Raw genomic sequence first — 13011 nt, 5'->3', positions numbered from 1 at the left:
AACATGATCAAGCTCACAAATGAGCCTTATGGCAAATTGTGTCGTGACCTTAACTGGCTGTTTATCCAGATTAATTAGTGATCCAGATAGGCCCTGTGCAGTTTCTTTTCCAGCTTCATATAGGCCTGAACCCAGTCGGAGTGCGGGTTGGCAGGATGTGCTCTGGCAGTAAACACCTCAAGGTACTCTGCTTCCGTTGCACTTTTAAGCAGGGGAGTAAACGTCATCAGGTAGTGGCGGGCCAGATAGGGATCCAGGGGCCAGATGTTGAGTATGGCCCGTGCCACAGGCTGAACCGCAGCTGAACAGATGAAATGGCGGTGTCCCGCCTCCAGCCAGTCGGTCATCTCGCACATGCCCGATTCGGCTACCAGACCACCATCACCCGGGGTGGTTGCCAGAGCAATAGACTGGCCATTTACCGTGATGAGTTCTTCATTGTTATGCAGGGTGCCATCGTGGCTGCGCAAAGACAGGTTCTGCGACTCCTGTTCAAGAAACAGGCTGCAACTCTCCGGCAGGGCGGCCAGCAGCTCGCTGACGTGGCTTGGCATCAAGGCCGGAAGCCAGAATGCTTCGGCGCGATATTGTGCGCCTTGAGTGAGCTGTTGTTGCAATTGGGCTGGGTCAGAAACCGGGTGCAGGCGAGAGATAATGCCGGGAAACGCCATACTTATTCCTCTTAATGGGTAGCTGGCGGATTATACGAGTTATTCTGGTGGCAACAATAAAGGTTTCTTTTCGAGACTGTTTACCTGAGACAGCTGAGCGATTACCATCCCCCGTTGAAGATAAGGGTTGTCGCCGAAAGGCGCTCATAAAGATAGAGGCTCGACCATAACGAGTCCGACCAAAACTGATACACTTGACTACGAGTCGTCGCGAAAAATAAAGACGGATTTAATCCGTCAAACGGAGTATGGAACATTATGAATTCAAATATCGTCACTGTTGGCAAGAAGATCCGTCAGATCCGTGAAGCGGTCGGTCTGAGCCGTCCGAAGTTTGCAGATTTGCTCGGTGTTCCCCCCACAACCCTGAAAAACTATGAGCTGGGTTATCGTGAAGTGGGTGGCGCCTTCCTGGTTGCCCTTGCTCACCACCCGGATCTGCACAAGTTTACCCTCTGGCTGTTGGCGGACAAAAAAGTCGCAGAAATCGGCCAGATCGGACCGGATGACCTCGCCAAGGGCTGATCATCGATATGAATAGAAATGCCGCCTTCGGGCGGTATTTTTTTGCTCGCCAATAAGAGCCCTGAGCCCCACTTTTTTCTTATCTGTGCTCTATCTAGGGCTTTTGCTCAAAACATCTTGGCAAACCGCCATAAACTTCAGAAAATTCCGACCCTAAAAACCCGGTTCATCTCGCATGATGCGAAATAAGTGAGACAAGCATGAGTCAACCCCCCCCCAAGGTCCGCGATGGCTTTACCAGTAAATTCGGTGTCCTTGCCGCTACTCTTGGTTCAGCCGTCGGCCTCGGCAATATCTGGAAATTCCCCTATCTGACCGGTGAAAACGGTGGTGCCGGCTTTCTGCTGGTCTATGTGATTGCGACCCTGCTGGTCGGTCTGCCGGTGATGATCTCCGAGATCATGCTGGGCCGCAAAAGCAAAACCGATGCGGTCACTACCCTGAACAAGCTCGCTCCGAAAGGGCAACCCTGGTGGCTGATTGCGGTAATGGGGGTGCTGGCGGCTTTCCTGATCATGTCTTTCTACTCGGAAGTCGCGGCCTGGGTGTTTGCCTATATCTTCAAGGCGATCGATGGCTCAATTCTCTCCACTGATCCCAAAGTGACCGGCGCTGCGTTTGGCTCGCTGATCAGCAACCCGCTGCAGAGCCTGCTGTGGCAGTGGCTGGTACTGGCCTTGATGGGCGGCATCCTGCTGATGGGGGTCTCCAAGGGGATCGAAGCTGTCACCAAAAAGCTGATGCCGGTACTCTTTATCCTGCTGCTGGTGATCGGTATCCGCAGTCTGACGCTGCCGGGAGCGAGCGAAGGTCTTTCTTTCCTCTTCTCACCCGATTTTTCCAAGATCACCGGCGCCGTGGTGCTGACCGCCATGGGACTTGCCTTCTTCAAGCTCTCCATCGGCATGGGCTGCATGATGACTTACGGCAGCTACTTCCGTGATGACCAGAACATTCCGGTCACCGCGTTCCGGGTTATGTGTGCCGACCTGTTTGTCTCCATGCTGGCCGGTATCGCCATCTTCCCGGCGGTGTTTGCCTTCGGGTTCGAGCCGACCGCCGGTCCTGCTCTGCTGTTCATCACCATTCCGGCGGTCTTTGCCAGCATTCCGTTTGGCCATGTTTTCATGGTGCTCTTCTTCGTGCTGTCGGCCATCGCGGCCACCGGTGCCATGCTCTCTATTCTGGAAGTGCCGGTTTCGGTGCTTTCCGAGCGCTTCAAGATGAGCCGCGCCAAGGCGACCCTGATCAACCTGCTGGTGCTGGGTGCGGTGGGGTCTACCTGTGCGCTCTCCAACAGTGCCATGGCGGATGTGCAGATTGCGGGCAAGACCTTCTTCGATCTGTTCGACTACCTATCCTCCAACATCCTGATGCCGCTTGGCGGTATCTTCCTCTGCCTGTTTGTTGGCTGGGTATGGGGCGAGGAGAAGATGCGCGATGCTCTGACCAATGGCGGCGAGCTGGTTCTGCCCATCCTCAAGCCACTGTTTTTTATCATCCGCTACGTATCACCGCTGCTGATCCTGATCGTGATGCTCAAGGGGCTTGGGCTGTTCTAAATCGAAGGTTTTGCCATAGCAAAAGAGCGCCACAAGGCGCTCTTTTTGTTGGTGCGATGGGCGTGGGGATCACAGTAATCCAAGGCGGCCCAGTTCATCCTTGAGCTGATCGAGGTTGCGCTCGACACAGGCTTCCCCCTCGTTGATGGCATCGCTGGCGCGATGAAAATCCATGATGGAGAAGCTGCCAAGCCGTGGGCAGAGCTGGATCTCCGGCGGATCACCGGCCATCCGGGCGCGGGTGATGCGCTCCTGCATTATGTTGATGGAGCCACTCATCACGCTCCACAGACCCGGGGTGGCTGGCGCGGATTCACCGCGGTTGAGCCACTGGCTGAGCAGTCCGCCGCTGCCGGGTTGATCCGGCTCGTCGGTCCAGGGCTGATGCATGTCGGTGTTGAGGTTGACCGCAATCACCACCTCGGCCCCCATGGCACGGGCCAGCGAGATGGGCACCGGATTGACCACAGCGCCATCGACCAGCCAGCGGTCGTTGATCCGGGTCGGGGTGAGGATCCCCGGCATGCCGCAGGAGGCGCGCACCGACTGGCGCAGCGGGCCCTGTTGCAGCCAGATCTCGCGGCCTGTATCGAGCTCGGTGGCGATGCAGGCGAAGGGGATGGGCAGGTTCTCGAGATCGGGGTCCCCTAGATGGCTGGCCGCAAGACCAAACACCTTTTCGCCGCGAAACAGACCGCCGGAGAGGGCCGGGTCGAGCAGGCTGACCACCTGCAGGCGGGTAAAGCCGCGCACCCAGGTTTCCAGCCGATCCAGTTCACCAGCGGCATAGGCGGCACCGACAAAGCTGCCGATGGAGCAGCCAGCGATCAAATCCGGTTTGATGCCGAGACGTTCAAGGGCGCGGATGACGCCGATATGGGCCCATCCTCTGGCGGCGCCGCTCCCGAGAGCGAGTCCTACGCGGGGTTTACGTGGCACGACTTTCCTCCAAAAAGGGGTTTGAGCGACCAGCTTACTCCGAGAGTCGGGATGCGTCACCCCACCATCGCTCACTGCGGTTGCGTCCATTGGCCTTGGCCTGATAGAGCGCCACATCGGCGCGCCGCACCGCTTCGTGCAGAGGAATATCTGGCTGATAAGGGAGATACCCTAGGCTGATCGTAACCTTTAATCCGGGCACGATGGCCTCCCAGTTGTGTTCGGCTACGGCTTCTCGCAGCTGTTCTGCCAGCTCCTCTATCCGCACCTCATCGCTGTTGGCAACCAGCAGCAAAAACTCTTCTCCACCCCAGCGGAGCAAGCGGTCTTGCTGGCCAAGTTGCTGTTGGCAAAGCTGCACCAGCCTGATCAGCACCATATCACCCACGGCATGGCCGAAATGATCGTTGACTCGCTTGAAGTGGTCGGCATCGAACATCAGTATCCCTGCCCGCAGTTGTGCCAGCTCGCCTCCTTGTTTCAGTTGCTCCAGATAGTGGCGATTGAAGGTACCGGTAAGGGCATCGTGGCAGGAGAGGTAGTTGAGTCGTTGGTTGAGACGGCGAGCTTTCAGGTTGGCAAGTGCGGCCAGCAGCAGAAACGCAATAGCCAGAAGAGTTGGCGCAGACTGGCAGAGTATTGCCCGGAACAGCGGCAGCAGCCTCACCTGGTGTACCAGCCGCAAAGGGGTATCGGGGATAGCCAGCGTTAGCTGCCATGCCCCCTGTCGCCAAAGGTATTGGCCGGTTGACAACGGTTCTGGTGGCGGTACGAGCTCGTGCGCACTGCTGGCCAACACCTGATGGTACTGATTGAGCAGCAGATACTGCCCCAGCTCCGGGGTCAGCTTGTCGAGTTGTTGCTGCAGACGTGCGAGCAGCACATCCATACTGATCATCCCTACCAGCGTCCCCTCTTTGTAGAGTGGCTGGGACATGGTGACCATGGGGCCGCGGCCAATAAAGTCATCATAAGGGCGTGAGAGGACGGTTTTCTTGTCCGGGTTGCTGCTGGTCAGAGTGTCTTGCCAAAAGCGTTTTTGGTAGATACTCGGGTAGAAATGAAACCTGCTGGAGGGCTGCCAGGGGTAGAGATAGATAAAGTTATCCACACCGGTAAAGTAGACCCAGGCGATCTCTTCCCCCAGGCGTTGGCTGGCGGTGGAGAGAAGCGGTGACAGACTCAGTGCCAAGTGAATGCGAGCTTCCCGCTCGCTGCCCGGTGGTGGTAGCGGACCGGTACCAGTGAGATTGCCCACCAAACCTTTGGGCAGGTCGGCAGGAATGTTGTCGAGCGCGAGCCCCTTGCCCGGAAGTTGTTGAATATGGCGATAAAGCTGGCGGGTCAGCACGGAGTGAGGGTCGCTGCGCAGCCGCTCTTCGGCCTGCCCGCGCATCGCTTCCAGAAAAATTTCGCTCTGTCGGAACTGCTCTCGTAGATAAATAGCACTGTTGAGGGTATCGCTCTGATAAAGATTCTCTATCTGTTTCAGACTGTGCTGCAGGGTCACTCCGACCAGCAGTATGGCCAGAGTCAGCAGTAGCCAGGTCAGGTGCGCAAGGCGGCGAAGATCGAACACATTGGGCATCGAGAGTCATCTGAATTGGCGAAGAAAGGGCGTTAGTGTAAGCGAAGCGCGGTGAAAATGACCAGAATCCTGCACAGCGCGCTGATCTTGCCACGCTCCGGTTACGTTTTGTCACATTTATACATAGTCACGGCATAGTCTGGGGCTAAAATGGCCCCCAATCAGATTTACCCCTCTTAACACTTCATGGATTGTTTGATGAAAATGCGTATCTGGATTGGCCTCGGCCTGCTCTCTCTGATAGCGGCCATCTGGTGGGCGGTTGGCCACTTGCAACCGGCAACCAAAGCCCCTTCCCGCGAGATCAATATTCGTACCCAGACCGTCAAGCAGAGTCTGGCCGAGCCAACTCTCAAGCTGGTAGGCAAGCTGGCGGCCAACAACTCGGTGGTGATCACACCCGAGGTAACCGGACGCCTGATCAAGATTGCGGTACAGTCGGGTCAACAGGTCAACAAGGGCGATACGCTGGTCGCTCTGGATGCGGGCAAGCAACAGGCTGAATTGGCCGAACAGAGTGCCAGTCTGCGCGACGAGAATCGCAAGCTGGCCGAGATGCGCAAGCTGGTCGCTCGTGGTGCCGTCACCCAGTCGGTGCTGGAGGGGCAGGAGGCCATCGTCGATCAGGTGCAGGCGCGGGTCGATGCCGCCCGTTACGAACTATCCCTTCGTACTCTCATCGCCCCCTTTGCCGGCACGGTAAGCCTGATTGATTTGAGCGAAGGGGCGCTGGTCAATAGCGGCGATACCCTGCTGCACCTCGATGATATCGATACCCTGCGCCTCGATCTGGCGGTGCCGGAGCGTTACCTCGCCCTGCTGCGCCCCGGCATGGCGGTGACGGCGACCAGCACAGCCTGGCCGGAGCAACGCTTTAACGGCACCCTCACCACTCTCGATAGCCGCATCTCCAACGAGACCCAGAACATCAAGGCGCGGGTTGAACTGCCCAACCACAACGGTCAACTGCGCCCGGGCATGCTGCTCAATGTGGAGCTCTCGCTCCCCTCCCGCCAGCTCACCATTATTCCCGCCCAGTCGGTGGAGTACGCCGGCGAGCAGCGCTTCGTCTATCGCCTCGAGGCCGATGGCCGGGTCAAGCGGGTGCCGGTGGTGCTTGGCGAGACCGAGGGGGAGACCGTCTGGGTCACCGAAGGGCTGAAAGTAGGCGATCGCATCGTGGTCGAGGGGCTGGTCAATCTGCGTGATGGCGCCAAGGTCCACGATCTGGCGGAGGTAAATGGCTGATGTGGCTCTCCGATATCTCAGTACGCCGCCCGCTGGTAGCGGTGGTGCTCAGCGCCCTGCTCAGCGTGTTCGGTCTGGTCGCCTTCAGCAAATTGACGGTGCGGGAGATGCCCGATGTGCAGATCCCGTCGGTCTCCATCACCACCACCTATGAGGGGGCCGCCCCGGCAGTGATGGAGAGCCAGGTCACCAAGCCCATCGAGGATCAGCTCTCCGGCATCAGCGGTATCAAGAACATCAACTCGGTGACCCGCAAGGGGCGCTCGATGATCACGGTGGAGTTCAAGCTTGGCTGGAACATGGTGGAGGGGGTCTCCGATGTGCGTGACGCCCTGACCCGTGCCAAGAGCAAGCTGCCGGAGGATGCCGACGACCCGCTGGTGACCAAGGATAGCGGCAGCGGTGATGTGGCGGTCTGGCTCAACTTCAGCAGCAGCCAGATGGACCGCACCGCCATGACCGACTACGCCAACCGGGTGCTGGTCGACCCCTTGAGTCTGGTGGATGGGGTGAGCGAAGTAGCGCTATCCGGCGATCTCACCCAGGTGATGTATGTGCGGCTGCGCCCGGCCGACATGGCTGCGCGCGGCGTCACGGTGGCGGATGTGCAGGATGCCCTCAAGCGTGAGAATATCGAGCTGCCGGGCGGCGAGATCCGCAACAACTCCATGACCATGTCGGTGCAGATTGCCCGGCTCTACCACACGGCTGAAGATTTCCAGCAGTTGCAGGTGCGTACCGCCGCCAACGGTCAGAGTGTCTATCTGGCCGACATTGCCGATGTGGAGGTGGGAGCCAAGAACGAAGACAGTGCCTACCAGCGCAATGGCCGCGAGAGTCTGGGTATCGGCATCGTCGCCCAGTCCACCGCCAACCCGCTGGCGGTGGCACAGGGGGTGGAGAAGAAGTTGGTGGAGATGCAGCGCTTCCTGCCGGAGGGGGCCAAGCTGGAGGTTGACTACGACTCCACCATCTTTATCAAGCAGGCCATCGACGAGGTATATGAAACATTGGCCATCTGCGCCGTGCTGGTGGTGGCGGTGCTCTATCTGTTCCTCGGGCAGGGGCGCACCACCCTCATTCCTGCCATCACGGTACCAGTGTCACTTATCTCCGCCTTTATCGGCGCCTGGTATCTCGGTTTTTCCATCAACCTCATCACCTTGCTGGCGCTGATCCTCGCCATCGGTCTGGTGGTGGATGATGCCATCGTGGTGGTGGAGAACATTCACCACCATCTGCAGCGGGGTGAATCACCCCTGCTGGCGGCTTGGCACGGCACCCGCGAGGTGGGGTTTGCGGTCATCGCCACCACGGCGGTGCTGGTAATGGTCTTTATCCCCATCGCTTTTATGGATGGCATGGTGGGCAGGCTCTTTACCGAGTTTGCGATGTTGCTTTCGCTGGCGGTGCTCTGCTCCTCGTTGGTGGCACTCACTCTCACTCCGGCCATGGGCTCCTGGCTGATGCGCCCGCTTGACAAGCCGAATCGGCTGACGGCGGCCCTCGATCGCACTCTGGGCCGGGTGGAAGGGCACTATCGCCACCTGCTGTCGTGGGTGCTGCGTCGCTCGCGTTGGATACCGCTGGCGCTGCTGCTCTGTCTTGGCGGTATCGGTGCTCTGTTCACCCAGCTGCCGAGCAGCCTCACCCCGACCGAGGATCGCGGCGTGGTCTTCGTCTTCGTCAAGGGGGCTGAGGGGACCAGCATCGAGCGGATGAAACGCAACATGCAGCAGGTGGAATCGACCATCATGCCGATGCTGGGCCAGGGGGTAGTCAAGGCGATGAGCTTCAGTACACCCGCCTTTGGCCGCGGCGGCGATCAGACCGGCATGGTGATCATCCAGCTCACCGACTGGGCCGAGCGTGATGTGACCGCCACCGAGTTTTCCCGCTCGCTCGGCGCCAAGCTGTCGGTTATTCCCGATGTGATGATCCGCACCTTCCAGCCAGGCTTTCGTGGCGGCTCTACCGCTGCGGTGCAGTTCGTGCTGCAGGGCAACGACTATGCCGAGCTCTACCAGCTGGGGCTGGAGCTGCAAAAAGCGGCGCAGGCGAGCGGCCTGATGATAAGCCCGGATCTCGACTACGCCGAGAAGACTCCTGAGCTGCAGGTGACCGTCTCGCGCGACAGCGCCAGCCAGCTCGGCATTCCGGTTTCCACCGTCGCCAGCACCTTGCAGGCGATGTTGGGCGGGGTGAGCAAGACCACCTATGTGGACAGGGGCGAGGAGTATGACGTCTACCTGCGCGCTAACCAGAAGGAGTTCAACGGCATCTCGGATCTCGGTCGCATCTACCTGAAGGCAGCCAATGGCGAGATGGTGAGCCTCTCGACGCTGGCGACGGTCAAGCAGGTGGCGACCGCCAACCGCCTCAACCACTACCAGCGCCAGAAGGCGGTGACCCTGACCGCCGACGTGGCACCGGATCATACCCTTGGCGAGGCGCTCGACTTCCTCGACGGCTGGGCCAACGAGCATCTGCCGAGCGGCATGACGGTCGATTATGCCGGTGACTCCAAGGATTACCGCGACAATCAGGGGGAGATGGCTATGGTCTTCGGCCTCGCCCTGCTGGTGGTCTATCTGGTGCTGGTGGCCCAGTTCGAGAGCACCCTCACCCCGACCGTGGTGATGATGACGGTGCCGCTCGGCATCTTCGGCGGCTTGCTTGGCCTCTGGCTGACGGAGCAGGAGATGAGTATCTACAGCCAGATCGGCATGATCATGCTGATCGGCATGGTGACCAAGAACGGCATCCTCATCGTCGAGTTCATCAACCAGCTGCGCCAGCGCGGGGAAGGGTTCGAGGAGGCGATTATTGCAGGCTCGGTGCGCCGCCTGCGGCCCATCCTGATGACTTCGCTCACCGCCATTATCGGTGCGGTGCCGTTGATGCTCTCCATGGGGGCGGGCTACGAGAGCCGGATGGCGGTGGGTACCGTGGTTTTCTTCGGTCTGTCGCTGGCGACCCTAGTTACCTTGCTGGTGGTGCCCGCTATCTACCACCTGATCGCCCGTCACGCCGGCATGACCGGGCAGCGGGATCAGCAAGTGGATGAGGCGCTGGCCGCCAGGGGGGACACTTCTGTGCCATAACGGCTGTGTCCGGTGCCTGCTTTGACCGGGGCACCGGAATACATCACGCAAACGCGCAGAGCTTGATAGCCGGCTCTGCTGTTGTAGCCTTCGAGGGGATAGTGACATGATTGAATCGGCACTATCCTACTCACCACCTTTTTCTCCTCTATTTCTGCGGCTTGAGGCCATTTTTACCTGATTGGCACTTTTATTGCTTTCGGTCTGTCAGCGTCAATGAATTGTCTGGGGACGAAAATGGAAATAAGTGCAAGCAGCCTGATGCAAGAGATGCAGGCTCTCAAGGTAGAGGCCGGTGCAACCCCGCTGTCACAGCCTGGCCGTCAGGTGACCTCCGATTTTGGCCTGCTGTTGCAGCAGGCGCTCGGTAACGTCAACGAGTTGCAGGGCGCAGCCAATGATCTGCGCACCCGTTTCGATATGGGCGACAAGTCGGTGGATCTGGCCGAGGTGATGATCGCGGGCCAAAAATCCTCCATCGCCTTTGAGGCGACGGTGCAAGTGCGCAACAAGATGGTTGATGCCTACAAAACCATCATGAATATGCCGGTCTGAGCGATGACCGTGCATCATGACATGTCAGCAATAAGGACATAAATCGTGGCTACTGACCAAAATGGCGATCTGCTGATAAACGATGAGGGCACCGCCGCCCTCGATGCCAACGAGCAGAAGAGCTCGGCACTGGGATTCTTGTCCAATACCGATGTACTGCGCCAGATCACTCTGATCCTGGGGCTTGCCATCTGCCTGGCCATCGCCGTCTTCATCCTGCTGTGGGGCAAGGAGCCGGATATGCGCCCTCTTGGCACCTATACCACTCAGGAGCTGGTCAAGACCCTCGACTTTCTCGATCAGCAGAAGATCCCCTATGAGGTCGATGGCAAGAGCGTGCTGGTCAGTGCCGAGAACTTTGCCAGTATCCGGTTGGCACTGACCCGGGCCGGCCTCACCAATGCGGCCGATGTAGCCAATGGTGGAGAGGATATTCTGCTCAAGGACTCCAGTTTCGGTGTCAGCCAGAGGATGGAGGCCGAGCGCCTCAAGTTGAGTCGCGAGCGCCAGTTGGCGAGCGCCATTGAACAGTTCCAGAATGTGGCCAAGGCCCAGGTGCTGCTGGCCATCCCCAAAGATAACGTCTTTGCCCGCAACGAGCGCAAGCCCAGTGCTACCGTGGTACTCAACCTGAAAGGGGCGGCACTGGGGCAGGGGGAGGTGGACTCCATCGTCGATATGGTGGCCTCTGCGGTACATGGCCTGGAGCCGACTCGTGTCACCGTCACCGACCAGAATGGCCGCCTGCTTAATTCCGGCTCCCAGGATCCCGTCTCTGCCCAGACGCGCAAGGAATTTGCGATGCAGCAGAAGCAGGAGCTGGAGTACAAGCAAAAAATTGACGCCATTCTGATCCCGGTGCTTGGCGCCGACAATTATACGGCGGAAGTGGATCTCTCCCTCGACTTCTCCCAGCAGGAGCAGACCCGCAAAACCTACAACCCGGATCTGCCTGCAGTGCGCTCCGAGATGACGTTGGAAGAGAACAGCTCCGGCGGCAGCAATGGCGGTGTGCCGGGGGCTCTCAGCAACCAGCCCCCTGCCGCGTCCAATATCCCTGAACAGGCCACTGGCGGTGATGGGGCCAGCGTTGCTGCCTCGGGGCGTTCTCGCAAAGAGGCGACCCGCAACTTCGAACTGGATACCACCGTCAGCCATACCCGGCGCCAGATGGGGGGCATTCGCCGCATGACCGTCTCGGTCGCGGTGGATTACAAGGCGGTGCCCGGTGCCGACGGGGCTGTGACCCGCGAAGCGCGCAGTCAGGCGGAACTCGATACCCTGCGCCGTTTGCTGAGCGGTGGCCTTGGCTTTGATGTGACCCGTGGTGATACCCTCGAGGTGGTCGCCATTCCGTTCAATCGCCCCGAGCTTGATACCGTCGCCGAGGTGCCGCTCTACGATCAGCCCTGGTTCTGGCGTGCGGTACGGATTGCGGCATCTGTACTGGTGATTATTGTCTTGATCGTCACCGTGGTTCGCCCCATGCTCAAGCGGCTGCTCTATCCGGATGCCAAGCCGGAAGGGGAAGTGGACTTTGACAACCACACCGTATTGGGGGGTGACGACGAGCTCAGCTTGCTGGCAGCCCAGGTTGAGGGAGAGCAGGTATTCGGGGTGCGCGATGGTCAGCTGAAACTGCCGGATCTGCATCGTGACGAAGATTTGCTCAAGGCGGTGCGTGCCCTGGTGGCGAACGAACCGGATCTGGCCGCTCAGGTCATTAAAGAGTGGGTAACCAAAGATGCCTGAAGAAAGTAAAAACCAGGTAACCGGCAACGATATCACCGATAGCCAGCGTCAGTTGCTGGATCAGATGTCCGGTATGGAGATGGCGGCGGTATTGATGTTGAGCCTTAACGAAGAGGATGCCGCCCAGATCTTCCGCCATCTCGAACCCAAGCAGGTACAGCGGCTCGGTATGTCGATGGCATCCATGTCTGATTTCAGCCACGATCGGGTAGCGGCGGTGCACCGTCAATTCATCGACGATATCCAGAAGTACACCAACATAGGTATCGGCAGCGAAGATTTCGTGCGCAAGGCACTGGTAGCCGCGCTTGGCGAGGACAAGGCGAGCAACCTGGTGGACCAGATCATTCTTGGTTCCGGTGCCCGCGGCCTCGATTCGCTCAAGTGGATGGATGCCCGTCAAGTGGCCAGCATCATCCAGAACGAACACCCGCAGATCCAGACCATAGTGCTCTCCTATCTGGAGCCGGAGCAGTCTGCCGAGATCCTGAGCCAGTTCCCGGAGCAGGTGCGTCTGGATCTGGTGATGCGGATCGCCAACCTCGAAGAGGTGCAACCGGCAGCATTGCAAGAGTTGAACGACATCATGGAGAAACAGTTCGCCGGTGCGGCGGGTGCCCAGGCGGCCAAGATGGGTGGCCTGAAAGCGGCTGCCAACATCATGAACTACCTGGATACCAACATCGAAGGCCAGCTGATGGACTCGATCCGCGAGTCGGACGAAGAGATGAGCCAGCAAATCCAGGATTTGATGTTCGTGTTCGAAAATCTCATCGATGTGGACGACCGCGGTATCCAGACTTTGCTGCGGGAAGTGCCGGGGGATCTGCTGCAGCGCGCCCTCAAGGGCTCCGACGATCAGATGCGCGAGAAGATTTTCAAGAACATGTCGAAACGAGCGGCCGAAATGCTGGCAGACGATCTGGAGGCCATGGGGCCAATCCGGGTCTCCGAGGTGGAGGCTGCCCAGAAGGAGATCCTCTCCATCGCCCGCCGTCTGGCCGATGCAGGCGAAATCATGCTGGGCTCCGGCGGTGGCGAGGAGTTCCTCTAGACCATGACCAACT

At 59.1% G+C, this 13011-nt stretch carries 10 protein-coding genes; 7 read left to right on the top strand and 3 right to left on the bottom strand.

Features of this window, described 5'->3' with window-relative positions; genetic code table 11:
• Positions 1-74 precede the first annotated feature (74 nt).
• Positions 75-671 carry a hypothetical protein gene (locus I6L35_RS00570; RefSeq protein ID WP_216979269.1) on the bottom strand — a complete coding sequence of 199 codons (597 nt, stop codon included), beginning with the start codon at positions 669-671 and terminating at the stop codon, positions 75-77.
• A gap of 258 nt (positions 672-929) precedes the next feature.
• Here I6L35_RS00570 and I6L35_RS00565 point away from each other — a divergent pair, with 258 nt between their 5' ends.
• Together I6L35_RS00565 and I6L35_RS00560 are read left to right on the top strand one after the other, a co-directional pair.
• Positions 930-1196, top strand: coding sequence for a DNA-binding transcriptional regulator (locus I6L35_RS00565; RefSeq protein WP_005343938.1), 267 nt, complete (start codon positions 930-932; stop codon positions 1194-1196).
• Positions 1197-1396: 200 nt separating this feature from the next.
• Entirely contained in the window at positions 1397-2758 is a 1362-nt protein-coding gene (locus I6L35_RS00560; protein ID WP_216979268.1) for a sodium-dependent transporter, read from the top strand.
• Positions 2759-2827: 69 nt separating this feature from the next.
• Here the strand turns inward: I6L35_RS00560 and I6L35_RS00555 are convergent, their stop codons facing one another.
• Complete coding sequence (locus tag I6L35_RS00555; RefSeq protein ID WP_216979267.1) at positions 2828-3697, bottom strand: patatin-like phospholipase family protein; 870 nt, start codon at positions 3695-3697, stop codon at positions 2828-2830.
• A 34-nt stretch (positions 3698-3731) separates the two neighbouring features.
• On the bottom strand, positions 3732-5285 hold the full coding sequence (locus I6L35_RS00550) for a diguanylate cyclase (protein ID WP_005343946.1): 1554 nt from the start codon (positions 5283-5285) through the stop codon (positions 3732-3734).
• Positions 5286-5483: 198 nt separating this feature from the next.
• On the opposite strand from I6L35_RS00550, the gene I6L35_RS00545 reads away from it, so the two are divergent.
• From I6L35_RS00545 to fliG, 5 genes are all read left to right on the top strand, one after another.
• Positions 5484-6533: an efflux RND transporter periplasmic adaptor subunit gene (locus tag I6L35_RS00545; protein WP_005343947.1), complete on the top strand. Its 1050-nt coding sequence runs from the start codon at positions 5484-5486 to the stop codon at positions 6531-6533.
• Entirely contained in the window at positions 6533-9637 is a 3105-nt protein-coding gene (locus I6L35_RS00540) for an efflux RND transporter permease subunit (protein ID WP_216979266.1), read from the top strand. Before I6L35_RS00545 ends, I6L35_RS00540 begins: the two co-directional genes overlap by 1 nt.
• A gap of 237 nt (positions 9638-9874) precedes the next feature.
• Positions 9875-10192: a flagellar hook-basal body complex protein FliE gene (gene fliE / locus I6L35_RS00535; protein ID WP_042011636.1), complete on the top strand. Its 318-nt coding sequence runs from the start codon at positions 9875-9877 to the stop codon at positions 10190-10192.
• Between the two features lie 45 nt (positions 10193-10237).
• Entirely contained in the window at positions 10238-11944 is a 1707-nt protein-coding gene (gene fliF / locus I6L35_RS00530) for a flagellar basal-body MS-ring/collar protein FliF (RefSeq protein ID WP_216979265.1), read from the top strand.
• Positions 11937-12998, top strand: a complete 1062-nt coding sequence (fliG, locus tag I6L35_RS00525; RefSeq protein WP_005343953.1) for a flagellar motor switch protein FliG — start codon at positions 11937-11939, stop codon at positions 12996-12998. Before fliF ends, fliG begins: the two co-directional genes overlap by 8 nt.
• The last annotated feature ends 13 nt before the right edge of the window (positions 12999-13011 follow it).

It is taken from the genome of Aeromonas sp. FDAARGOS 1405, from assembly GCF_019048265.1.
In the GTDB taxonomy this organism is placed as follows: Bacteria; Pseudomonadota; Gammaproteobacteria; order Enterobacterales; family Aeromonadaceae; genus Aeromonas; species Aeromonas veronii_A.
This window is presented reverse-complemented; position numbering and strand designations above follow the sequence as displayed.